General features: G+C 54.3%; 21 protein-coding genes and 2 pseudogenes. 12 read left to right on the top strand and 11 right to left on the bottom strand.

All coding sequences use genetic code 11. The features are described 5' to 3' along the window. The first annotated feature begins 20 nt into the window (after positions 1-20). The 7 genes from ACYZT4_RS17500 to ACYZT4_RS17470 all read left to right on the top strand — a co-directional run bounded on the left by ACYZT4_RS17500 (position 21) and on the right by ACYZT4_RS17470 (position 9,845). A complete protein-coding gene (locus tag ACYZT4_RS17500) occupies positions 21-2,057 on the top strand; it encodes a bifunctional DedA family/phosphatase PAP2 family protein (protein WP_461981685.1) in 2,037 nt (678 codons plus the stop codon). A 291-nt stretch (positions 2,058-2,348) separates the two neighbouring features. Continuing rightward, positions 2,349-2,690, top strand: a complete 342-nt coding sequence (locus ACYZT4_RS17495) for a hypothetical protein (protein WP_461981683.1) — start codon at positions 2,349-2,351, stop codon at positions 2,688-2,690. A 99-nt stretch (positions 2,691-2,789) separates the two neighbouring features. Then, entirely contained in the window at positions 2,790-4,046 is a 1,257-nt protein-coding gene (locus ACYZT4_RS17490) for a TolC family protein (RefSeq protein ID WP_461981681.1), read from the top strand. After that, entirely contained in the window at positions 4,043-5,527 is a 1,485-nt protein-coding gene (locus ACYZT4_RS17485; RefSeq protein WP_461981679.1) for an efflux RND transporter periplasmic adaptor subunit, read from the top strand. The genes ACYZT4_RS17490 and ACYZT4_RS17485 overlap by 4 nt, the downstream gene beginning before the upstream one ends. Continuing rightward, entirely contained in the window at positions 5,524-8,682 is a 3,159-nt protein-coding gene (locus tag ACYZT4_RS17480) for an efflux RND transporter permease subunit (protein WP_461981677.1), read from the top strand. The genes ACYZT4_RS17485 and ACYZT4_RS17480 overlap by 4 nt, the downstream gene beginning before the upstream one ends. Next, positions 8,679-9,029, top strand: a complete 351-nt coding sequence (locus ACYZT4_RS17475) for a copper-binding protein (protein ID WP_461981675.1) — start codon at positions 8,679-8,681, stop codon at positions 9,027-9,029. Before ACYZT4_RS17480 ends, ACYZT4_RS17475 begins: the two co-directional genes overlap by 4 nt. A 450-nt stretch (positions 9,030-9,479) precedes the next feature. Next, entirely contained in the window at positions 9,480-9,845 is a 366-nt protein-coding gene (locus ACYZT4_RS17470; protein ID WP_461981673.1) for a histone-like nucleoid-structuring protein, MvaT/MvaU family, read from the top strand. A 398-nt stretch (positions 9,846-10,243) separates the two neighbouring features. On the opposite strand, the gene ACYZT4_RS17465 is transcribed toward ACYZT4_RS17470, so the two are convergent. The 3 genes and pseudogenes from ACYZT4_RS17465 to ACYZT4_RS17455 form a co-directional block, all read right to left on the bottom strand. Then, a complete protein-coding gene (locus tag ACYZT4_RS17465) occupies positions 10,244-10,372 on the bottom strand; it encodes a hypothetical protein (protein ID WP_256214295.1) in 129 nt (42 codons plus the stop codon). Positions 10,373-11,728: 1,356 nt separating this feature from the next. Beyond that, positions 11,729-11,974 (bottom strand): annotated as a pseudogene (locus tag ACYZT4_RS17460) (type II toxin-antitoxin system CcdA family antitoxin). A 122-nt stretch (positions 11,975-12,096) separates the two neighbouring features. Next, a complete protein-coding gene (locus ACYZT4_RS17455; protein ID WP_461988718.1) occupies positions 12,097-12,369 on the bottom strand; it encodes a helix-turn-helix transcriptional regulator in 273 nt (90 codons plus the stop codon). A gap of 133 nt (positions 12,370-12,502) precedes the next feature. On the opposite strand from ACYZT4_RS17455, the gene ACYZT4_RS17450 reads away from it, so the two are divergent. From ACYZT4_RS17450 to ACYZT4_RS17440, 3 genes are read left to right on the top strand one after another with little or no spacing between them, the layout of a single operon-like run. Then, on the top strand, positions 12,503-12,916 hold the full coding sequence (locus tag ACYZT4_RS17450) for a hypothetical protein (RefSeq protein ID WP_461981671.1): 414 nt from the start codon (positions 12,503-12,505) through the stop codon (positions 12,914-12,916). Next, on the top strand, positions 12,909-13,505 hold the full coding sequence (locus ACYZT4_RS17445; protein ID WP_461981669.1) for an MbcA/ParS/Xre antitoxin family protein: 597 nt from the start codon (positions 12,909-12,911) through the stop codon (positions 13,503-13,505). Before ACYZT4_RS17450 ends, ACYZT4_RS17445 begins: the two co-directional genes overlap by 8 nt. Further along, positions 13,502-14,005, top strand: a complete 504-nt coding sequence (locus tag ACYZT4_RS17440; protein WP_461981667.1) for a hypothetical protein — start codon at positions 13,502-13,504, stop codon at positions 14,003-14,005. The genes ACYZT4_RS17445 and ACYZT4_RS17440 overlap by 4 nt, the downstream gene beginning before the upstream one ends. Before the next feature lie 318 nt (positions 14,006-14,323). On the opposite strand, the gene ACYZT4_RS17435 is transcribed toward ACYZT4_RS17440, so the two are convergent. The 5 genes and pseudogenes from ACYZT4_RS17435 to ACYZT4_RS17415 all read right to left on the bottom strand — a co-directional run bounded on the left by ACYZT4_RS17435 (position 14,324) and on the right by ACYZT4_RS17415 (position 16,753). Continuing rightward, on the bottom strand, positions 14,324-14,464 hold the full coding sequence (locus ACYZT4_RS17435; protein WP_461981665.1) for a DUF2256 domain-containing protein: 141 nt from the start codon (positions 14,462-14,464) through the stop codon (positions 14,324-14,326). Positions 14,465-14,519: 55 nt separating this feature from the next. Beyond that, on the bottom strand, positions 14,520-14,825 hold the full coding sequence (locus tag ACYZT4_RS17430; RefSeq protein ID WP_461981663.1) for a DUF6482 family protein: 306 nt from the start codon (positions 14,823-14,825) through the stop codon (positions 14,520-14,522). Positions 14,826-14,839: 14 nt separating this feature from the next. After that, the gene (locus ACYZT4_RS17425) at positions 14,840-15,550 is read right to left on the bottom strand and encodes an SDR family NAD(P)-dependent oxidoreductase (RefSeq protein WP_461981661.1); all 711 of its coding nucleotides are present in this window, start codon (positions 15,548-15,550) and stop codon (positions 14,840-14,842) included. Positions 15,551-15,586: 36 nt separating this feature from the next. Beyond that, entirely contained in the window at positions 15,587-16,147 is a 561-nt protein-coding gene (folE, locus tag ACYZT4_RS17420) for a GTP cyclohydrolase I FolE (RefSeq protein WP_461981659.1), read from the bottom strand. A 169-nt stretch (positions 16,148-16,316) separates the two neighbouring features. Continuing rightward, positions 16,317-16,753 (bottom strand): annotated as a pseudogene (locus tag ACYZT4_RS17415) (thiol-disulfide oxidoreductase DCC family protein). 504 nt (positions 16,754-17,257) lie between these two features. On the opposite strand from ACYZT4_RS17415, the gene ACYZT4_RS17410 reads away from it, so the two are divergent. Further along, positions 17,258-17,722 carry a DUF3429 domain-containing protein gene (locus tag ACYZT4_RS17410; RefSeq protein WP_461981657.1) on the top strand — a complete coding sequence of 155 codons (465 nt, stop codon included), beginning with the start codon at positions 17,258-17,260 and terminating at the stop codon, positions 17,720-17,722. Continuing rightward, entirely contained in the window at positions 17,719-19,038 is a 1,320-nt protein-coding gene (locus tag ACYZT4_RS17405) for an ABC1 kinase family protein (protein WP_461981655.1), read from the top strand. Before ACYZT4_RS17410 ends, ACYZT4_RS17405 begins: the two co-directional genes overlap by 4 nt. Positions 19,039-19,783: 745 nt before the next feature. Here ACYZT4_RS17405 and ACYZT4_RS17400 read toward each other — a convergent pair. From ACYZT4_RS17400 to ACYZT4_RS17390, 3 genes are all read right to left on the bottom strand, one after another. Continuing rightward, a complete protein-coding gene (locus tag ACYZT4_RS17400) occupies positions 19,784-20,383 on the bottom strand; it encodes a hypothetical protein (protein ID WP_461981653.1) in 600 nt (199 codons plus the stop codon). Between the two features lie 145 nt (positions 20,384-20,528). Beyond that, positions 20,529-21,407, bottom strand: coding sequence for a hypothetical protein (locus ACYZT4_RS17395; RefSeq protein ID WP_461981651.1), 879 nt, complete (start codon positions 21,405-21,407; stop codon positions 20,529-20,531). 2 nt (positions 21,408-21,409) lie between these two features. Beyond that, positions 21,410-22,030, bottom strand: a complete 621-nt coding sequence (locus tag ACYZT4_RS17390) for a hypothetical protein (protein WP_461981649.1) — start codon at positions 22,028-22,030, stop codon at positions 21,410-21,412. Positions 22,031-22,153 lie beyond the last annotated feature (123 nt).

The raw sequence follows: 22,153 nt of genomic DNA, 5'->3' as shown, positions 1-22,153 counted from the left end.
CTATGGGCAGCCCGCCAATTATGACGTCCTTGGTCTCATCGGTCATCGAGTTCCTGACGGCGCATCCGCATGTCACCTATCTGGCGGTGTTTCTCCTGGCACTTTCCGAGTCAATCCCGATCATCGGCGCCGTCGTTCCCGGTACAGCCGTGATCCTTGCCCTCAGCACCTTGGTGCCGAGCGGCGTCTTATTGCTCTGGCCGTTGCTGGTCGCCGCCACGTTAGGTGCAATCGCGAGTGATGGTCTTTCGTTCTGGCTCGGGCATCGATACCACCGCGAAATTCTTGGCCTCTGGCCATTGAGCCACCACCCTGAACTGATTCAGCGTAGCGAGGCCTTTTTCGAGCGTCACGGCGCCATGAGTGTGTTTCTCGCGCGCTTCGTACCAGGCGTCCGTGCCTTCATTCCGCTCCTTGCCGGTATGCTGGGAATGGCGGTCAGTCGGTTCTATATCGTCAATGTTGCCTCTGCGTTCGCTTGGGCTGTGGCCCATATCCTGTCAGGTGTTCTCTTAGGCGCGACGTTCAGTATTCTCGGTGCGGCCGCAAAACCGCTCGCGATTTTGCTGGTCGTTCTGGCTGGGGCGGGTTGGGCAGTCCTGCAAATCGTGCGCTGGACGTTGCGTTACGGCATCCCGTACCTCATCGTCGGAGTGGCGCGGCTACGGAGTTGGGCCGGCACCCACGACACCTGGTTGAGCCGGCGGCTCAGCAGCTTGCTCGACCCTTCACGGCCCGAAGGACGGGCTCTCGTACTACCAACTGTCTTTCTCGTCGGTGCCGCCTGGCTTTTCTTCGGTGTCCTTGAAGATATCGTCAGCGGTGACCCGTTGCTGCTCGCAGACAGAGCGATATATCGTGCGCTTCAGGATCTTCGTACAGCGCCAAGTGATGCGGTGATGATCGCCATTACAGAACTCGGCGACACCAAGGTCGTGGTGGCGGTCACGATTGTTGTCTTGCTGTGGCTCATGTGGACACGCGCCTGGCGTACAGCAGCCTATTGGCTGGTTGCAGTCAGCGGTGCTTCGGTGCTCAACACTGTCATCAAAGTAGCATTGCATCGAGCGCGACCCGGTGAGCTTCTCTACTCCGGGTGGAGTGCATTTTCCTTCCCCAGTGGCCATAGCACTATCAATGTCGTGCTATACGGTTTCCTCGCTATCCTCATCGCGCGTGATAATCGCCCGGCATGGCGCCTCGCGGTCGCTCTTGGCGCCGCAACCCTGATATTTCTGATTGCATTCTCGCGGCTCTACCTCGGTGCGCATTGGCTTTCCGACGTGCTCGGGGGGCTGGCATTTGGGTCCGCTTGGCTGGCGTTGCTCGGACTCTCCTACTTGCGGCGGCAGGCCGAGCGCATCAACCCAAGGGGGCTGCTCGCCCTCGGATGTGCGGCGCTTATCCTTGCCGGCGGCTTCAATATCTATCGTAGCCATGCGACCGACAGCGGTCGTTATGCCGTCAAGGTTGGGACGCCAAGCATGAGGGCTACTGATTGGTGGGCGTCGGATTGGCAGCAACTGCCGGCGCGGCGTATCGATCTCACGGGCGAGACGAATGAGCCACTGACGTTCCAGTGGGCCGGTGGCCTGCCGGACTTGCAAAATGTCCTTCAACTTAACGGGTGGCGCGACTCAGCGGCCTGGACACCGTTGAATGCCCTTAATTGGCTTACCGCCCAGACCGACCCTACCGTTTTTCCAGTTATTCCTCTTTTCGCAAGTGGTCGTCTTCCCAGTCTGACCCTCGTCCGACCGTATAGCGATGGTGCACCTGCCGGTTCGCGCCTCGTGCTTCGATTGTGGGTCGTCGATTTTCAGCTCACAAACGGACGAACTACACCGCTCTGGATGGGCTCGATTGTCGAGGAGCGTTTTTATCATCCCCTATCTCTCGTCACATTGACGTCGACACAGCCCGATGTGAATGCACCGAGGAGCACGCTCGCTGCCAGTCTTGACAGTGGACGGCTCCTCTCTCGGACCGAAGGAGTGGCAGATGCGGATTGGGATGGGCAGGTCTTGTTAGCTCGCCATAGTGAGAAACAGAAATGAATGACCGTTTCGAGGCGGTTTCTGTCCTTCAGACCCTGCTTGCCATCCGGGATGATTGAAACGCCGACGTCTTGATGCTATTCGAGTCGTGGGTCAGTGGCTTTGAGTGCGCAAAAATGCGCATGGATCATCAACAGACCTAGAGTCTGCTCGGAATGAGCTTCTATTTTGTGCCAGATAATGCTGACTTAATTCCGGTTCGGTGTTATCCCTCAATCAGGGCATTCCGGTAGGCTGCTGATGACGCGAGTCCAATTGTAAGAGCCATTTTCAGCGACTACACTCCAGCCCATGAAACGCTATCTGCGGTTTTGCATCATCTTCATGATCAGCTTGGCGCTTCCCCTCAGCGGGATGGCGGGCGTTCAGGCAGCGACAGAACCTTGCCCAATGAAGACGATGGGCATGGCGATGATGGACGACATGGGGATGGACTGCTGCACCGATATGAAAAGCCCTTCGGAGCACGGTAAGCCCTGCAAACCGGGCCAGGAATGCAAGACGGGCGGCATGTTGCAAGTCTCAATCATCAAGCCTCCAGTCACTCTATCCATCCCAGTTGTACTTTCTATCTCCGGTGATTTCCTGCCCGTACAAACCCCTTCAGGGGTATGGCGACCGCCCCGCGTTTGATTCCTGTCCCACATTGAGCCTCATTCCGCGTTAGCGGGATGGACTAGCTGCGCGCATGTCTTTTGACGCGTGCAGTGGATGATCACAGGAATCGTAAACATGAACTCCAAGTGCTATTGCACAGGTTGGTCCCTCGTGGCCGGTCTGGCGGCAAGCGTACTGGCATTGCCGGGCTTCTCTGCCGCATTGACACTCGATGAAGCGTTGCAGCTGGCCGAAAACAATGCACCGTCGCTGACCGCACAAGACGCCAAAATTCAGGCTGCCAGCAGCGCGGCTATTCCAGCCGGGGAGCTACCTGACCCCAAACTACTGCTGGGTGTGCAGAACTACCCCATTGGCGGTCCGGATCGCTGGAGCGTCGACCAAGACTTCATGACCATGCAAATGGTCGGAGTCAGGCAGGAGATGCCCAACAGCGACAAGCGCAAAGCGCGCATCGAAGTCGCCGATGCGGCCGTTGATCGCGCCGCTGCGGAGCGTCGAGTCGAACGTCTGAAGGTACGCCAGTCCACGGCGTTGGCCTGGATCAGCAGCTACTCGGTTGAGCGCAAAGATGCGCTGTTCCAGGACTTCTACAAAGACAACCGCCTGTTGACCGATACCGTCCGGGCCCAGATTGCCGGTGGCCGCGCTCAACCCGCCGATGCGGTGACGCCTAAGCAAGAAGCGGCTCAACTGGCGGAGCAACAGGATGATCTGATTCTCCAGAGAGCGCAGGCCCGAGCAGCCCTCAAACGCTGGATTGGCTCAGCCGCCAGCGACAAGCCTGTGGGTAGCTTGCCTGAATGGCCCGTCGATACCTCCGGCTACGCCCATAAACTGCAACATCATCCCGAGCTGGCAGCGTTTGCGCCGATGACCCGCGAAGCGCAAGCCAAGGTTCGTGAAGCCGTGTCGGAGAAGCAGTCGGACTGGAGCTGGGAACTGGATTACCAGCACCGTGGCCGTGAGTTTGGCGACATGGTCAGCGTGCAGTTTTCCTGGGATTTGCCGCTGTTTCCTGACTCTCGACAAAATCCCAAAATCGCAGCCAAACAGGCTGAACTCAGCCAGCTTGAGGCAGAGCGCGAAGCCCTGTCACGCGAGCACACTCAGCAACTGGAAAACGAGCTGGCTGACTATGAACGCCTGAATCGTGCCGTGCGCCGAAACCAGGAAAGCCTGTTACCACTGGCCAAGGAAAAGGTCGAACTCAGCATGGCCAGTTATCGGTCCGGCAAAGGCGATTTAAACGCCGTTGTTGCCGCCCGACGTGAACTCATCGAAGCCCGCCTCAAACAGATCGACGTGGAAGAGCAGCGAGCGCTGACCAGTGCGCGTCTGTATTTTGCTTATGGGGAGTCCAGCCAATGATCCTTAAAAAATGGAACGGGGCATTGCTGGTAGGTATCTCGATGGCATTGGGTGTTGCCGGTGGCTACTGGTTCGCTCACGAGCGCATGAGCGGAGTACCAGGTACCGCCCCGGAACAGAGCCTCAATTCACCGGATGAACGCAAGGCTCTGTATTGGTACGACCCCATGTACCCGCAGCAAAAGTTCGATAAGCCGGGGAAATCCCCCTTCATGGACATGCAACTGGTTCCTCAGTACGCCAGTGGGGAAGGGGATCGGGCGACAGTCAGAATCGATCCAGGTCTGACCCAGAATCTCGGTCTGCGTTTTGCGACAGTCACCCGTGGGATCTTTGATTCCAGCCTCGACGTGACAGGTGTGTTGGCGTTCAACGAACGTGATGTCGCTGTGATTCAGGCACGCACCACTGGCTTTGTGGAGCGGGTCTATGCCCATGCTCCCGGCGATGTACTCAAAGCCAACGCGGCGTTGGCAGATATCCTCGTGCCTGAGTGGGCCGCTGCTCAGACAGAGTTTCTTGCCCTCAAGCGCAATGGAGATGCTGACTTGTTGGCTGCGGCCCGCCAGCGACTGCGGCTCACAGGGATGCCGGCAACACTGATTGCTCAGGTAGAGCGTGGCGGTAAGGTTCAGCCATACCTGACGCTGACCAGTCCCATTGCCGGTGTGCTGCAAGAGTTGAACGTACGCGCAGGAATGACCGTGGCGACTGGCGATACTCTGGCACGCGTCAATGGCTTGAGCAGTGTCTGGCTAGCCGTGGCCGTTCCAGAATCGGATGCCGGATCAATCACCGTGGGGCAGGCAGTCGAAGCGCGTCTGCCAGCCTTCCCAGGGACAACGCTTAGTGGCAAGGTCAGCGCGATTTTGCCCGAGACCAATCCGGACAGTCGCACCCTTCGTGTGCGGGTGGAACTACCCAATCCAGACGGACGCCTCAGGCCGGGTTTGACGGCCCAGGTCCGCCTGAATCGTTCGACCGGGCAAAGTGTGTTGTGGGTGCCGAGCGAGGCGGTCCTTCGCACGGGCCGACGTGCCTTGGTGATGCTCTCCGAAGACGCCGGTCGCTACCGTCCAGTGGAGGTGCAACTCGGGCAGGAAAGCGATGGCAAGACGGCGATAGTGAAAGGTCTGGAGGAAGGCCAAAAGGTGGTTACCTCTGGCCAGTTCCTGCTCGACTCGGAGGCCAGTCTTAAGGGCATTGTTGCCCGCTCGGAGGAAGAGTCACCACCCCGCGCAGCAGCCTCCAGCTTTCATGAAGCAGAGGGGCAGATCGTTGAAATCAACGATAAAGAAGTCACGCTTGCCCATGGTCCTTTCAAGACTCTGGGTATGCCTGGCATGACGATGACGTTCCCACTCGCTAGTCCGGCGTTGATGCAGGGCCTCAAAACGGGCGACAAGGTTCGGATTGCGGTGAGCCAGACCGACGACGGTTTGCGTGTTGAGCGTCTGGATAAATCGGGGAGCCAGCCATGATCGCTGCCCTGATTCGTTGGTCAGTGGCCAACCGATTCCTGGTGTTACTGGCGACGCTGTTTGTCACGGCTTGGGGCGTCTGGTCGGTGCAGAGCACGCCCATCGATGCGCTGCCGGATCTATCCGATGTTCAGGTGATCATCCGCACCCCTTTTCCGGGACAAGCGCCGCAGATTGTCGAGAACCAGGTGACCTATCCGTTGGCCACCACCATGCTCTCAGTACCGGGCGCCAAGACGGTGCGTGGTTACTCCTTCTTCGGTGACAGCTTCGTTTACGTGCTGTTCGAAGACGGCACTGACTTGTACTGGGCCCGCTCGCGGGTGTTGGAATACTTGAGCCAGATACAAAGTCGCTTGCCGGCCAGCGCCAAGCCGGCATTGGGGCCGGATGCTACGGGAGTGGGTTGGATTTATCAGTACGCACTGGTGGATCGCAGTGGCGGACACGACCTGGCGCAGCTACGCGCACTTCAGGATTGGTTCCTCAAGTTCGAACTCAAGACCCTGCCCAATGTTGCAGAAGTAGCCACCGTGGGCGGCATGGTCAAGCAGTACCAGGTGCAGCTTGATCCGCTCAAACTGACCAGCCTCGGTATCACTCAGGCAGAGGTAACCGACGCTATCGGTAAGGCCAATCAGGAAACTGGTGGCGCGGTGCTGGAGATGGCAGAGACCGAGTTCATCGTGCGCGCTTCCGGCTACCTGAAGACGCTCAATGACTTTCGGGCGATCCCGCTCAAGCTCGGCTCGGGCGGCGTGCCGGTGACCCTTGGCGATGTCGCCACGATTCAGTTGGGACCTGAGATGCGGCGCGGTATCACCGAACTCGATGGGGAAGGCGAGACCGTCGGCGGCGTAGTCATTTTGCGCAGTGGCAAGAATGCTCGCGAGACCATTGCGGCGGTCAAGACCAAACTCGATGAACTGAAGAGCAGTCTGCCGGCCGGCGTGGAAATCGTCACCACCTACGACCGCAGCAAGCTGATCGACCGCGCGGTCGAAAACCTCAGCCACAAGCTGATCGAAGAGTTCATTGTTGTCGCGCTGGTGTGTGGGATTTTTCTCTGGCACTTGCGTTCCTCGCTGGTGGCGATCATCTCGCTGCCTGTGGGTGTGTTGATTGCCTTCATCGTCATGCGATACCAAGGGATCAACGCCAATATCATGTCCTTGGGTGGGATAGCCATTGCCATCGGCGCCATGGTCGATGCCGCCGTGGTGATGATCGAGAACGCCCACAAGAATATCGAGGCTTGGCACGCGGCCAATCCAGGGGAAGAACTGAAGGGGGAGCGTCATTGGCACGTGATGACTGAAGCAGCGGCGGAAGTTGGGCCTGCGCTGTTCTTTTGTTTGTTGATCATCACCCTGTCGTTCATTCCGGTATTCACCCTGGAAGCTCAGGAAGGACGGCTGTTCGGCCCTTTGGCTTTCACCAAAACCTACGCCATGGCCGCAGCGGCGGGATTGTCAGTGACCCTGGTGCCAGTGCTGATGGGCTATTGGATTCGGGGACGAATTCCCAGTGAACAACAGAACCCGTTGAACCGGTGGTTGATCCGGATCTATCAACCAGCACTGGACGTAGTCTTGCGTCGGCCAAAGGTCACGCTGGTGGTGGCGCTATTGGTTTTTGTCAGTGCGCTATGGCCAATGTCTCGCTTGGGTGGCGAGTTTCTTCCGCCGTTGGACGAGGGCGATCTTCTCTATATGCCTTCAGCTCTGCCGGGATTGTCGGCGCAGAAGGCCGCGCAACTGCTGCAACAGACCGACCGCCTGATCAAGACGGTGCCCGAAGTCGAACACGTCTTCGGTAAAGCCGGGCGTGCCGAAACCGCTACCGACCCGGCACCATTGGAGATGTTTGAAACCACCATCCAATTCAAGCCGCACGAGCAATGGCGTGCAGGCATGACCCAGGAGAAATTGGTGGAAGAACTGGATCGAGTGGTACGAGTCCCTGGGCTGACGAATATCTGGATACCACCGATTCGCAACCGTATCGACATGCTGGCCACGGGGATCAAGAGTCCCATCGGAGTGAAAGTTGCTGGCACCAACCTGACGGAGATCGATGCCGCAACTCAGGCGGTCGAGCGAGTGGCCAAGGGTGTACCCGGTGTCAGTTCTGCTCTGGCCGAGCGACTGACCGGTGGCCGCTATATCGATGTGGATATCGACCGCAAAGCCGCGGCTCGCTACGGACTGAATATCACCGATGTGCAATCCATCGTGGCCGGCGCTATTGGCGGTGAAAACGTCGGCGAGACCATTGAAGGGCTCGCCCGCTTCCCGATCAACGTACGTTATCCACGGGAATGGCGTGACTCGATTGGCGCCCTAGAGCAATTGCCAATCAACACCCCGCTAGGGAGCCAGATCACCCTCGGCACTGTGGCGAAGGTCAAGGTCACGGACGGTCCGCCGATGCTCAAGAGCGAGAACGCACGCCCCTCGGGTTGGGTTTACATTGACGTGCGTGGCCGGGACATTGCCTCGGTAGTCGCCGATCTACGCCAGGTGGTCAACGAGCAGGTCAAGTTGCAGCCTGGCATGAGCCTGAGCTACTCGGGACAGTTCGAATTTCTCGAACGGGCCAACGCACGACTCAAACTGGTGGTGCCTGCCACGCTGTTGATCATTTTCGTGTTGCTCTACCTGACGTTCGCCCGCTTCGATGAGGCCTTGCTGATCATGGCCACCCTGCCATTCGCCCTTACTGGCGGGGCATGGTTCCTCTATCTGTTGGGGTTCAACCTGTCAGTCGCCACCGGGGTCGGCTTTATCGCCTTGGCCGGTGTTTCCGCCGAGTTTGGCGTGATCATGCTGCTCTATCTGAAGAACGCCTGGGCCGAACGTGAAGACCTCGGCGACAGCACTGAGCGTGGATTGGTCGCGGCGATTCGTGAAGGGGCTGTGCAGCGCGTTCGCCCCAAGGCCATGACCGTGGCCGTCATTATTGCCGGCCTGCTGCCCATTCTGTTGGGCAGCGGCACTGGGAGCGAAGTGATGAGTCGCATCGCCGCGCCCATGGTGGGCGGCATGGTCACGGCCCCCTTGCTTTCCCTGTTTGTCATTCCGGCAGCTTATCGCCTGATGCGTCGCCGGCACCTCCAAGTTGAACCCAACACTCATCAAGGAAAAGTCGTATGAAACTGACCATGATTGCAGTTGCTAGCACCGTAATTACGTTGTCTCTTTCTGCCCTGGCAGAGGACATGCCGGGCATGAAAATGGACGGTATGGAGAGCATGAAAATGGAGCAGGAACCAAAACAGGCCACGGTTGCCGAAGCCGAGGGAACAATTAAGGCCATGGATACTGCCAAGCATACAGTGACCCTATCCCATGGGGCTGTTCCAGCTGTGCAATGGCCGCCGATGACCATGGCCTTTTCCGTTACGGAAGATCAACTGAAAGGGCTGACGGCCGGGGACCATGTATCGTTTTCGTTTCGGTTAGATGGTGGTAGAGCCACCATTGTGTCCATCAGAAAATAAAGTAGCGGCAGTGACCGGCATGCTTTCTCATGTCGGTCACTATCGGTAAATTCGCTTGGGTAGAAAACGGTATGTTTGGAGCTGCTCGAATGACCGCTTTTGGCTGTCAACTGCCGGTCGTCACGACGGCATGTGCTGATTAAGTCAAATGCCAACGGTTGGTTAGCAATGAGTGAAACGCTGAAATCTCATCCCACCGTATCCCGAACTCTCTAACTAATGGCAACTGACATGAATGCGTATCTGTAGCGAATGCTTTCTGAAGATACGCGTCCTGTCGCTCGCATCATTTCGCTAGCCAATCAGATTGATGTTGACTCAACACGCCGCTTGGCGGTGGACAAATAAATCAGGGCCGCGAACCTGGACGCATGCATGAGGCCCCATCATCCTAGATTCAAATTGTTGATTTGGTGTATTGTTGGGTGACTAACTACACAGAGAACTAACATGTCAAAACTCGCCGAATTTCGTCAGCTCGAAAAGCACTTGGCTGAACAGCTCCAAGCTCTTGAAGCCCTGAAGGGTGATGTTGGGCTCAAGAAAGAAATCGAGTTCGAGACCAAATTGCGTGCACTGCTGGCCGAGTACAGCTACAGCCTACCGAACGTGATCAACCTGCTAGATCCGCAAGCGAGCCGTCGTGCTCCTGCCGTCGACTCCAAAGCTGGCACCCGTAAGCCACGCCAATTGAAGGTTTACAAGAATCCTCACACCGGCGAAGTCGTCGAAACCAAAGGCGGCAATCACAAAACGTTGAAAGAATGGAAAGCAGAGTATGGCTCCGCGACCGTTGAGTCTTGGCTGACCAAGTGATTTTGGTTTGAGTACAAAAGGGCCCTCCGAGGGCCCTTTTTTCATCTCATTCAAGAGTGACGGTTAAAAGCCTTCGTCAGCTTGCCTGCGCGCGAAAGCTGGTACTTCAGTGACGGGCACTCAACGGTCAAAAGCGGTCACTCAGTTTATTTGCGAAACAGGGGCAGTTCAGTTATCGGTAGAGTTGAAAAAAATCGTATGCAGCGAGCCTAGAGATTATCTGGAAAACGCAGGGTAATTCAACTCTAAGGAAATACCGCAATGATACATTCGATATGTAGTTGTAGCGTTTATAGAAGGGTGTGATCGTCAGATAAAGCTAATCACAGGCTATGCATTCATCCCCTACAGCTCCAATGACAAAAGCTACCATTGAAGTAGCTTCTGTCAGCGAAAACCTATTTTTTTGAAGACTTGCTAGGTTTTAAATCGGGATTATTTCCTTGCGTGTCTTTATTGTCACGACGACGCTTATCAACTTCGCCGGTTGATTTAGCAATTGGTTTTGGGCCTGGTTTAAGCGCCATAAGATCTCTCCTTGATGTTAATATTGATTTGGTTGTTGCAGGGTCATCCTATTGGTACTGACGGATACTTTCAATAGACATGGGGTGCTTGATTTTAGCTATATCAAAAATTGAATTAGCTTTGGCGGCATCTACTGAAAATCTATCAGCGGGCAACGTTGTTGAGTTACGTCCATTGGTGCGACGGTACAGGTAGCACTGCACGTCCAGAGTCATTCGAGCATCGCCCAGGGCTCGGTGGGTACCGACCTCCAGCACACCGCATTCGCTGGCGGCCTCGATCAGCTTGATCCAGCGCCATTACCCTACCCACTCACCATTCCATGAGCTATACAGCAGCATTGCGCATGCGGTAGTCAGCTTCGGGACGGTTAGTCCGTGGCGCTGGTGGGTCAGTGATAGCAGGCGCCGATCAGAGGAGTAGCTGTAAGCAACTGCACGATAGCCGCCTATTGCTCGGCCACCTCGCTCGGTCGGTGCGATGGCTACCATGTCGTCGGTGATACCCTGACACGATCTTGAGAGAACCAGATCGAGGCCACCTGATAAGGTCATTAGCAGGCCCTAACTGATGTTCACGTAAATGAGGTTCGAGAGACGGCAGTCAGAACATTGAGCCAAAAAGCCGTTCTGAGTTTCTAATTGCACAGTCTGCTTCAGCATCAGCTCGCGATGAAAATGACACGGCAAGGCGACACTTTTCCTCGTTGTCGTAGATGCTGAAGCCACAAGGAGCCATGCTGGAATAGAAGCGAGGACCGTGACGCACCGATCCCGTTTCCGTGGGTATCGCTGGTACGACAACATATCTCGAAGCCATGTCCAATCCCTATATTTTTGGTTCTATTGCTATCTTTTAGCGGCATATAGCCATCGTATCAAGCTCGCCAAAAAACGAATCGATGAGGGGGGGAGCTTGGGCTACTTAATGGTCGTATCGAATGAGTAAATGATTGGGCATTGAAACAGCAGGGGCAGGATAGGTCCAAAGCACGCAATGGAGCTGCCGAGAAAGCCAAATAAAGTTACTTCTCAATGACTGCTTTTGGCTGTGGATTCATGCCCTTGGCAAGAGGCGAAAACGACCCCTGGCTGACGTTCACAACGACATCAGTTTACATTTAGCCAACCGTAAGACTTGAAGCAATGAAAGTCTGAACATGGTTCTGCGACCGTCGATTCGTGGCTCAAGAAGTAATTGTTCCGTAGCAAAAAATAAGGTCCAGTGAGGCAAGTCGTTCGCTCAAAGTTTTGAAATTTTGGAGCGCATTACCTGACCGGATTCTGTGCGCTTCATCATTCCAAGCATGCACCTTTGGGAGTATTTTTTGTTCCTATGAGCGGCGAACTGAGGCGTCAGAACCTCCGTACGTCGTCGCTAAAAACACCCTGGGTTTCGACATATTCGTTGTATGCGTTTATGGCGTTACGGTTCTCTTCTAGCCATTTCTAGCGCTGATTCAGTTTAACTATCTCAACCAGGGCGCGCTCCAAAGTCGCAGAGACGTTGATATCTAACTCCTTGGCTTTGTTGAGCAGGTCACCATTAATGCTGAGATTGACAGCTCGTTTGGGGGCCTGAAGGTCGTAGGCAGGGAGCATGAGTCTTCTCCAGTGTTCGTACGCACGTATTCCGGGCTTTTCCAAAATCTTAAGCGAACGGCTTGCCCTGCTATGGGTCTTACCCACACCCCAACACGACGTAACTACCAGTTTGAGCAGGTCTAGCTATCTCCATCATCTCTGAGCCCGCCTGGGATCATTTCTGTTCTGATTTCCCGCGCCGCCTTTGAGATAAGCGCGTCAAAACTGGTGTTTGGATCGCGGTGGAGATAGCACTGGAGCACCAGTGCCAAGGGCGAAATGCCCATGACATGAGCCAAGTCGTCAATCGTATTCAAGCTGGGCGATCGCATTCCTCGCTCCATCAAACTGACGTGCTCTCGGCTTACCATAGGCGGAAAATCAGTCTGAGAAAGATCGGCCCTGTGCCTCATGTCTCGCAAAGCTTGCGCAAAAGCGGCGTTCAGATCCCTCACACGGCTACCTCCAAAAGGGAGTATATAGCCACAATGAGCTGCGTTTAGCAGCGTACTATAGTACGCTGTTAAGAATTACTGGAGAATTAATATGTTTGAAACTCACGAGCAAGCACGTGTGGAAAATCCCTTCTTCGTGCTTGAGGAAGGCACACGCCGCTGGAAGTACGTCTCGCAAACGTCGAATGACGAGTGGTTTTTTGTCACCTATGAAGTAGCAGGCGAGGAGGGTTCTTCGCAGCAGCAGTTCTTGATTTCGAAAGTACAGTTTCTCTTGGGTTTGGTCTCAAGAGACGGTCCCGATCAATTTGTCCGCGAGGTGCAACTCGTATCGCCACCGTGGTTGAACCAAAAAGGTAGGTGGTTGATGGAGCCAATTCGTGAGATCCAGACAGTGGGAGAACTTTTCTGTTATGAGTTGATGGGCGGACAAGTTTACCCCTCGAAAATGCAGGGCAAGAGCCGCGATCCCGTGTGGTCAAAGGAAGCCAGGACGAATGAATAATTTCATCGAAAAGCTTCTTGCAGCTCAGTACCGCACACTGCTCTTTTCGAAAGACTTTTCCGAGGGTGCAATCTTCGGTTTTGAATGCAATGACGGTTGGGCTGATGTCATCGAAGCGACTCTGTCGCTGGTTCAGCAACGTGCCAGGGTTAGCGCGCTCGAAGTGAAGGTCTCGCAGGTGAAAGATAAATTTGGTCAGCTCAGGATCTATCATCGAGGAGGTGACGAGAGCATCGGTGCCGCTTTCGATATCGCGGAGCTGGTATCAAGGAGTGTTTGTGAGCTATGTGGGATGCCAGGTGAAGTGATAAGTGTCGAGGGGTGGCTTCAAGCTCGATGTGGTCAACATTCCGGGCCGGAGCCGATAGATCGGGCTGAAGACCCTAAGAGTGACGAAGACTACATCGCCAGCTACATAGAAGCCGTGAACTTGATTTTGTCATTTTTCGGAGAAGGCGCAGTGTTTTGGGTGCAAGAAGAACGCACCGCCCTTGCAGGGCGGCGACCCTGCGAAATGCTCGCGACGCAGGAAGGGTGCCAAGCGATTTACCTTTTGCTAAAACGGCTTGAGTATGGGGTTGGGGTGTGACGTTGCAATTGCTTAGAACGAAATGTGTGGTGATGGCTAGCTACCCAAACCTACACGATCATTTGCGCCGTGAATTGGAGTGGGAATTTAATCAAGGGTTGGTGGATTTACGCCACGTTAGGAGCCTCGTATCGTCGCCTCGATTGAGGTCGCTATGCGTTCGCGCTTTCAGCCATCCTGCGCTAGCCGAGGCTGGCGACACGTATTTGGATTCGCGCTCGATGCTAGCGGACGACCCTCAAAAAACCATGGCCATATCGTTCACTAATTACCGAACTCTGGTGGACTCGGTGGAGGTGGTCGATGAATACCATCCCCATGATGCGTCAGTAATGAAGCTCCAAATTTGGCCCTACGAGCCAGGAGACTTGAGTGATTTTGCGATGACGGTCGCGGTGGCATTGAGTTACACCCCTGTGGAGCTGATGGCTGAATCGAGGATTTCGCTTGCGATACATGAATTAGTCAGTAAATGGGGCTTCTACACGGATGAGTTCTAATTCCCGCTTCACTTAACCGCCCTCTCGTCTAGTCAAAATGGAGGCGCATATTGACCAATCCCCATTTGCTGTTTTTTCATTGCTTGATGGCGAAGCTAAAGCTGAATGTTGCAAGGCTGCTTTTTCTACCCTTTTAGAAGCTCAACAATAGTGTGAACGGCTGAATATTAGGGACTATAAATTGATATTTCATAGCAGTCCTCGCGTTTGAATCTTGTATTTATCTAATGCCTTTTAGCCATAAAGCGTTGGGCTCAACTACGTAGATTTGAGGTTTGTTTGCGATGCGGCATCTGTTTTCGTATTCAGTATAAATGCTCAGTTTTCACTGCGTCTGCGCCGTCGACATCGCTCCGAGCAGTAGCGCACCTCAGCCCAGCAGCGCGCCCATTTCTTGCGCCAAGCGAAAGGCAATCCGCAGACCGCACAGGTTTTGACCTTGAGTTCGCTCTTCTTCAAAACGACTCCCCGATATCCAGTTTTGCGAGCAAGACACCGCCCAGCGGAAGGTTACTCACCAAGGCGCATTCAGCGAGAAAGGAATGCGTAACGACTCAATGGGCCCTTCACGTGAGCCGCACATCTCGTCATGGACGCACTGCTGCACAAGCACGCAGGGAAAGGGCGGCACAAGCTGCAACAGCTCACGCAGGTGATTGATGGAGCGAAGGTGCATAGGCTTCGCTGCATCGTCCAGCAACGTGAACTGGCCGTGATCCAGCCTGACTCGCGCCAGATAAAAACCGCCTTCCAGAGATAGCAGCTCCAACTCTCGTACTTCGCCATTAGCAGCCCGTTCGATCAACGCTTGCAGATTCAAGGTTCACTCCCTGCCTACCACGGTAGGCGTTCTCCGTTATAAGAAAAGAAATTGCCGCTGTCGGCAGGCACCAAGCGGTCAATCAGTGATAACAGTTCGCGGGCAGCGAGGCTTGCGGGCCGCGCGGCAGAAGCGCCTTTAAAGGGCTGGGACAGGCCCGAAATCACGGTGCCTGGATGAAGACTCAGCAGACGAGACTGAGGGCGTGTTCGCGCTAGTTCGATCGCAGCCGTTTTAATCAACATGTTCAACGCAGCCTTGGAGGCACGATAGGCGTACCAGCCGCCCAAACGGTTGTCGCCAATGCTGCCTACCTTGGCGGAGAGCATCGCCATAGCGCCATGAGGGTCAAGCAAAGGCAGAAAGTGCCGCAAAACCAGCGCAGGCCCGAGCGTGTTGACTTGGAATATCGCCTGGAGAGCATCCGCTTCAATGGAGGAGTAACTTTTTTCAGGCTTGATGTCTTCGCGGTGGAGCAGACCGGCAGCATGCAAAATCAACTGGTACGGGGCTTCTTCAGCTAATTCGGCGGCCGCCCTGGCAATACTGTCGGGCTTTTCCAGATCCAATTCTGGAGCACAATTGCGCGCCAGCTCACGAACACCCGCACACCGTGGATCCTGATTGAGCAACTCACAAAAAGCCGAGCCGAGCCCTCCATTGGCGCCTATCACCAAGGCACGATAGCCTTCGCCAAGGGAGTTCATCTTGAAGGAACTGTTCATCTTGCCTCTCCCACAGTCTGACTGGATTTTTTGTTATTAACCCAGTCGCCCTATCAGTTGCAGGAACTCGTGACGCGTAGCGGACGAATCGCGAAAGGCGCCCAGCATCACTGATGTGGTCATCACTGAATTTTGCTTCTCCACGCCTCGCATCATCATGCACATGTGCTTTGCCTCAATCACCACAGCCACGCCGGCCGCATCGGTGACGTGCTGAAGGGCGTCAGCAATTTGTTTGGTCAGGTTTTCCTGGATCTGTAAGCGGTGCGCAAACATATCGACCACTCGTGCGACCTTGGACAGGCCCAGTACCCGTCCTGTGGGGATATACGCGACATGAGCTTTGCCGATGAAGGGCAACAGGTGGTGCTCGCACAATGAATACAATTCGATGTCGCGTACGATGACCATTTCATCGTTTAGCGATTCGAACAGTGCACCGTTGATCACGTCCTCCAAACTCATCGTGTAGCCATTGCACAGGTACTGCATCGCTTTGGCTGCGCGCTTGGGCGTGTCCAGCAGTCCTTCACGCTCAGGGTTCTCGCCTACGTCGACGAGAATTTCACGATAGTGCTCGGCTAATGATGGGTTCATTACTATTCCTCGCAGCCATGCTGCGATTCATGTGAGGGCAATCCTTTGCGGTAGGGGCTTTTCAGTTGCGCCCGAACCACGAGCTTCGCCAGAACACCTGTGGCTCAAGTTCGTCGTCAGGCCAAAACTGAAATTAGGCGTTCTAGGGCTGCTTAGTTTTGAAAGTGAGCTATTCGTCGGGTACGGGTTTTAATTCCGTCATTGCGCAACGGTTACCGACACATCGACGGCTTCCATCCGGGTGAGGCAGCCACGCCAAATGGGGACGTAAGCGGCAGAACAAGCGGTAACCGAGGGCAAGCAGCGGTTGCAGTGCCCGCCATGTCAGCGGCGTGGCCCAAAATCCAAGGCCGGCGGCACGCCAGCTCCACAGAGTGGCATCCAGGCCGTTAACCCAGCGACCATCGGCGAAACAGGCATGAAGCGACGACTGCATTTGCTCAAACGTGAAACCAAGTGCTTTGGCGTCGAACTCAACATTATTGATGTCAACAAACAGCACTTGGCTCGCAGCGGCGTGTCGGCGCAGGACCCTGATTCACGAGCACACAACGGACATTCACCGTCAAAGTACAGCGTCAGTGGCCAATGCTCTTGGTTGTACATGGTCGATGTTCTTGTATAGGTTTTGTATAAGATAGGCGCAAAAAAACGACCTGACAACTTGCGCCAGAGCTATTTATTCAGCATTAGCCCACGCCGCCAGTAGCTCAATGTACGCATTCGTCGGACCTTCGGAGCAGCCTGAGGTGGTCTGGGGAACCTTAGAGTTTTGCGAGCCTTGGTTGGCCTGGCGAGCCTGACGTAGATTTGCCTAACCCTTGAAAGCCAAATTCGTCCCGTAGTAACTGCGACCAGGCTGTCTATAGCCAGTTGTTGGCGCAGCGGGCGAGTTAGATTGACCAACATGCTGCCTGTCAGCGGGTATCGGCCTGAGTAATGCAATGTGAGATCGGCGGACGCTTAGACTATAGGTAGCGATGGGGCAATGATCTGATCCTGCAACGCGACTCATTACGCTGACCCCCGCTTCGGATCCCATCAATATCTCGCCCATGCGGGGGCTTTTGGGCCTACAGTCTTGAGCGTCGCTCACTGCAAGGAATACAAATGAACGTGTCGCCTTCAACCTCTCTGCCAAAGCACGTCAGCCTGCTGGGTTATGGCGGTCTGTTGCCGTTTATTTTTCTGGCGCTGTTGATCCCGTTCTCTCTCGACTATCGGCCGTTGTTTGCGATTGCGCTTGTTAACTATGGCGCAGTCATCCTGAGCTTCGTCGGCGCCTTACACTGGGGCTTCGCCATGACCGTGCAAGACATGAGCGCCGAGCAGGGCAGCGACCGGTTCATCTGGAGTGTCATTCCTGCGCTTATTGCTTGGATTGCCACGTTACTGCCAATGCCATTGGGTTGCTTGCTGTTGGTCGTCGGCTTAGTTGTCCACCTCCGGCAGGACAGGCAGCTGTTGCGGGGTACGAGCTTGCCCGCCTGGTACCTGCCGATGCGATTACGGCTTACCCTCGTGGCGAGCGTCTGCTTGCTGCTTGCCGCGATCGTTGAGGCGCTTCATTCATGAAGCCTCGTGTGCCCGGCTCGTTGCCCGTGCCTGGCAGCCGCTTATCGCGGTTGATGCGTTTTGGCAGTTTGGCCTCGGGCATCGCGGGCGGCATGCTAGCCGAAGGCGCTCGGCAGTGGGTTCAGGGCAAACGTCCGGCGCTCAGCGAACTGCTGTTGACATCGGGCAATGTGCATCGGGTGGTCGAGCAACTGTCGCAACTGCGTGGCGCCGCCATGAAGGTTGGACAGTTGTTATCGATGGATGCAGGTGATTTGTTGCCGCGTGAGTTCAGCGAGATCCTTTCTCGTCTGCGTTGCGACGCACATCCGATGCCCATGAGCCAGTTGGTGGTAGTCCTCAACGAAAGCTGGGGAAAGGGATGGGAAGGGCGCTTCGAACGGTTTTCCTTCACGCCATTGGCGGCAGCGTCCATCGGCCAGGTGCATGCGGCGAAAGGTAAGGACGGTCAACGCTTGGCGATCAAGGTGCAATACCCTGGTGTGCGCGAGAGCATTTCCAGTGACGTCGATAACGTTGCAACCTTGTTGCGCATGTCCGGGTTGCTGCCTAATGGCATGGACGTTGCCCCACTTCTCCTAGAGGCCAAGCGTCAGCTCCAAGATGAAGCAGACTACCTGAAGGAAACCGAGCACTTACGGCGCTTTGATCAACTGTTGGCCGACAGTCCTGACTTTCTGGTTCCTCGCGTGTATGCCCAGCTCAGCACGACAAATATTTTGGTGATGTCCTTCGTTGACGGAGTTCCCGTGGAGTCACTAGAGCACGCGCCCCAAGCAGAACGCGACCGGATCATCATGCTGCTGTTCGGCCTGTTTCTGCGCGAGGTGTTCGAGTTCGGATGCGTGCAGACCGACCCTAACTTTGCGAATTACCGATATCAGCAAGACACCGGACGGCTAGTGTTGTTCGATTTCGGCGCCACGCGCCTTTATGACCGCAACAGTACCGAGGCTTACCGCCGCTTGCTGATTGCAGGCATGCATGAAGACCGTAACTCCATCACTAAGGCCGCGCTGGACGTCGGCTACTTTCAGCCTGAAACGCTGCCCAAACATCGCGCGGTGCTCACTGACCTCATTACACAGGCCTGCGAGCCACTGCGGCATCAAGGCTCCTATAACTTTGCGACGTCTGACCTAGCCGTACGCTTGCGTGATACCGGTTGGGAACTGGGTGTTGACCGCGACTTCTGGCACACGCCACCGGTAGATGTGTTGTTTCTGCATCGCAAGGTGGTAGGTTTGTACCTGTTGGCCGCGAAGCTGAAGGCGCGGGTGAATGTCCGAAGGCTGTTCGAGCCTTACGTGATTTGAGCGTTCTATGGAGGAAAAATGGTTGCCTTAGGTATGGCGGCTATCTGTCCCCGCACAAATCCTTACGTACGCAATAACCGCATACGGCTCTTGCCTCGACTTTCATTGGGGTGATGGGTAAGTACACAGCGCAAGCGAAATTCACCGAGAAGTATTACTGCGCGGGGCTGGTTTCAGGGATGAAGCACATCGTTATGATGTAGATTATTCCTCACTGCTGCCGTCGGGCGCGGCCCTTCGATTACAACTGCAACGGCCGGTTGAACATCGTGGACAAGTTGGTCGGTAACCGGGATTTTTACCAATGAGTTTTGAGTCCGATTCTTCAGAACACATATCGTCTGGCTAAAAAGTCGTTCGCGCATCGGACAGGTCGCGAGAATCTGATACCGAGTCCTCTACAGGGCTGGCGATATTCTTAATCAGAGTTCGTTTCCCACTGATGCCATTTTTTCCCAAGCATCGTCTCGACTGTTCTCAGGTGTTTCCGCTAACAGGCTTTCCAAGGAAGGCTTCGTGGCTTTCAATGGCGCTTCAGAATGGACCTGACTCGATGAGTCCGTGGACGGCTTAACTACCAAGTCTTGAGGGTGGATTTGTGATGTTTTTTGGGTCATGAGTTTCCTCCATTGTAACTCATACGAGTTTAGTGTCCCGCCGGGGGAGCAGGGCTTCAAGGGGATGAATGAATGAGCCGCTCGGCCACTTTCCCTTCGGCGAACCAACGGCCAGTGGTGCGAAAGCATTAGGACGCTACTGGCACATCCAGATACTCAGGCGGTACCAAAGCGCCCGCGCAGATAAACCTCATTTTCATCTGGAGACGGCTCCAAACCTCGCTTTCCCAAGGCGACGCCTTGAGCAAATCACAATACTCGCGGAGTGATATTTCAAGCGCAGCGAGGAATCGTGTGGCATCAACGACTAGGTTTTCGGCATCAAACAGTTGAGACGTATCCCTTCGAATTCGCCATCCTCCGGTTGTTTCGCCTTGATGCATGACTCCGCAACGGACGTGCTTGTAGAAGAGTCTGCCGTGCTCTCGCAGGGATGAAAAATGATCAACACGGTCGAAGAAGTGGCAGAAAGCAACTCCGCTGAGACCCGACTTTGCGGAGCCAGTCCAGAAAGCCTCTAGCGTTTCGATCATCAGGCACGCACATGCCATCATCGCAAAGCCATGCTTATGCTCCTTAGACTCGAAGGGCTTGAGATAGCGCTCCTGAAATCGTTGATATACGAAATCAGCAATGCTTTCCTTGTCCTTTGCCCGTTTGAAAACACGGTAGTCGGCGACGGTGACCGTACTTGAAAGCAAAACATCCGAGGGCGCGCGTTTATCCATGATGAGCGAATCCGAAGAAGACTGATGAATGTAGGAATTACGTCGGCAAGGAGCCCTGAAGCTGAAGACCTACAGGGCGATCTTTTGAAGGCCTGAGTCGTGTGGGCGACGTGGGGCTTTGCTTCTCATTACCCACTGGTTTAAATCAGGTCTGACTCAGCACACGGGCTCGGGATTTCGTCCATAGAGTGGGAATAGGAACGAATAATAGTGATACTGCTTTCAAAAATAATGGCAACTTCTTCCCGAACGGAGTGATCGGCTCGCTCGCAATGTGCATAGCGAATAGATAGCGATACACTCGACGTCTACTCAGGGGTAATAGTCCAGCTTGCTCCAGTATAGAAGGTCCAATTTGACCTACCATCCCAGTAACCATAATCCATAGAAGTATTAGTTCGGCGAGCAAAACGGTCGAAATTAGAATGTTTGCCACAATCGTTTTCCAGTCTTGCAGCGCTTCGAAGAATGAGTCGATGTTGCTTCCGAGTGTCACTACCGTGGCAAAAATTGCGGCAATAGCAGTCAACAAACCGATGAATCTCGCTGGGTCGGGAAGTCTTAGGAATGCAGCGAAGCGCGGCCCCATTGTGTCGTCGCTAGCCAAGTTCCGGATTTCCTCGCGCTCCTCCCACAGGAGTCTAATCTCCCGTGCTTTTTCTAAGAGCTTTTCTGGCGTGCATTCATAGCGAGCGCACAGCCACTGTTGCTTTAAGTGCAAACGTTCGGTAAGGGAGGTGGTAGGGCCTGCTCCGAGGCGCGTTGCGCGCACCTGTGATGATACCTCCCCCATGTGAATCGCGCATATCATCGTGATGATCAATATCGGGAGTAGAGTAGGGATAAAATCAGTAAGCATTACATTAGGAACAGTTACCAAAGCCCATAGAAGAGCTATCAAGACCGTTCCCGTCCAAATCAAACAAACCTTTGCATCTCGCCTCTGCCAAGCAGCTCTGAGCGGAACACGCTCAAATAGCTGAAGATGTTCATCAATATCTTTCTCAAGCTGCTTTATATTCATTACTATTGATCTCTGGATTGATTATGCTTTGGGAAGTAGAAGTCCAAGCTAATATCCGGGTCGTTTGCGCATACTTCTAAAGCGAAATCGTTAAGAGTTTTCATGGATTTCTTTACATAATGATCGCGGGGGTGAGGATCTATGAAGGTTTCGATGTTAGAAGAGCTTATTTCTTGAGTTTTTGGATGTGCCAATTTATTCCTTCGCTGAAATGTTTCTAGTACGCTTTGCGCCAAGAGATCACTTGGAGGTTCTCCAAAGACTGTGAGGAAGATTTTTTCAAGTTTCTTAGCAATAGGTAATCTTTCGATTTCAGCTTTGTAATATGTTTCACCGAACCTCCTCACGCCATAGAAATTGAGAAAGCCTTCCATTGCTAGACATGCGTAAAGGTGAGTCGACGTGGCTGCACGATATGAAGCTTCGTGTAAATCAGAGGTTAGGTGAAAGATGAGGCTCTCACAGGTATGCCCCTTTTTTTGGTGCCGTTTTTCGGATTTGGTAAGTCTCTTAGTCAGAGTGGCGTAGTCGCTATAGTAGTGCCACGCATTCTGATGGTGTGACATGTACTCGCTGTTCCATGCGCCGCTCTCGGTCATGCTATAAATTTGCGGTTTTTCCATTTTATCCTCCTCAAGAAAATTCAAGGAATGCATGATTTATTAGTTTTTAATTTATTTCAATCTGTACTAAATATTTTTTGCAGATGTGAACGACTAGTCTCTAGTCATCTTTATATGTTGGTA

It is taken from the genome of Pseudomonas sp. GB2N2 (genome assembly GCF_054897705.1).
The sequence above is the reverse complement of the archived record's forward strand: the minus strand, read 5'-3'. Positions and strand labels throughout refer to the sequence as shown.

What these genes read in the sequence shown, in the direction of transcription:
- ACYZT4_RS17500 (WP_461981685.1), top strand. Translation starts at nt 21, where the DNA reads ATGACGTCCTTGGTCTCATCGGTCATCGAGTTCCTGACGGCGCATCCG.
- ACYZT4_RS17495 (WP_461981683.1), top strand. Translation starts at nt 2,349, where the DNA reads ATGAAACGCTATCTGCGGTTTTGCATCATCTTCATGATCAGCTTGGCG.
- ACYZT4_RS17490 (WP_461981681.1), top strand. Translation starts at nt 2,790, where the DNA reads ATGAACTCCAAGTGCTATTGCACAGGTTGGTCCCTCGTGGCCGGTCTG.
- ACYZT4_RS17485 (WP_461981679.1), top strand. Translation starts at nt 4,043, where the DNA reads ATGATCCTTAAAAAATGGAACGGGGCATTGCTGGTAGGTATCTCGATG.
- ACYZT4_RS17480 (WP_461981677.1), top strand. Translation starts at nt 5,524, where the DNA reads ATGATCGCTGCCCTGATTCGTTGGTCAGTGGCCAACCGATTCCTGGTG.
- ACYZT4_RS17475 (WP_461981675.1), top strand. Translation starts at nt 8,679, where the DNA reads ATGAAACTGACCATGATTGCAGTTGCTAGCACCGTAATTACGTTGTCT.
- ACYZT4_RS17470 (WP_461981673.1), top strand. Translation starts at nt 9,480, where the DNA reads ATGTCAAAACTCGCCGAATTTCGTCAGCTCGAAAAGCACTTGGCTGAA.
- ACYZT4_RS17465 (WP_256214295.1), bottom strand. Translation starts at nt 10,372, where the DNA reads ATGGCGCTTAAACCAGGCCCAAAACCAATTGCTAAATCAACCGGCGAA.
- ACYZT4_RS17455 (WP_461988718.1), bottom strand. Translation starts at nt 12,369, where the DNA reads ATGAGGCACAGGGCCGATCTTTCTCAGACTGATTTTCCGCCTATGGTA.
- ACYZT4_RS17450 (WP_461981671.1), top strand. Translation starts at nt 12,503, where the DNA reads ATGTTTGAAACTCACGAGCAAGCACGTGTGGAAAATCCCTTCTTCGTG.
- ACYZT4_RS17445 (WP_461981669.1), top strand. Translation starts at nt 12,909, where the DNA reads ATGAATAATTTCATCGAAAAGCTTCTTGCAGCTCAGTACCGCACACTG.
- ACYZT4_RS17425 (WP_461981661.1), bottom strand. Translation starts at nt 15,550, where the DNA reads ATGAACAGTTCCTTCAAGATGAACTCCCTTGGCGAAGGCTATCGTGCC.
- folE (WP_461981659.1), bottom strand. Translation starts at nt 16,147, where the DNA reads ATGAACCCATCATTAGCCGAGCACTATCGTGAAATTCTCGTCGACGTA.
- ACYZT4_RS17410 (WP_461981657.1), top strand. Translation starts at nt 17,258, where the DNA reads ATGAACGTGTCGCCTTCAACCTCTCTGCCAAAGCACGTCAGCCTGCTG.
- ACYZT4_RS17405 (WP_461981655.1), top strand. Translation starts at nt 17,719, where the DNA reads ATGAAGCCTCGTGTGCCCGGCTCGTTGCCCGTGCCTGGCAGCCGCTTA.
- ACYZT4_RS17400 (WP_461981653.1), bottom strand. Translation starts at nt 20,383, where the DNA reads ATGGATAAACGCGCGCCCTCGGATGTTTTGCTTTCAAGTACGGTCACC.
- ACYZT4_RS17395 (WP_461981651.1), bottom strand. Translation starts at nt 21,407, where the DNA reads ATGAATATAAAGCAGCTTGAGAAAGATATTGATGAACATCTTCAGCTA.
- ACYZT4_RS17390 (WP_461981649.1), bottom strand. Translation starts at nt 22,030, where the DNA reads ATGGAAAAACCGCAAATTTATAGCATGACCGAGAGCGGCGCATGGAAC.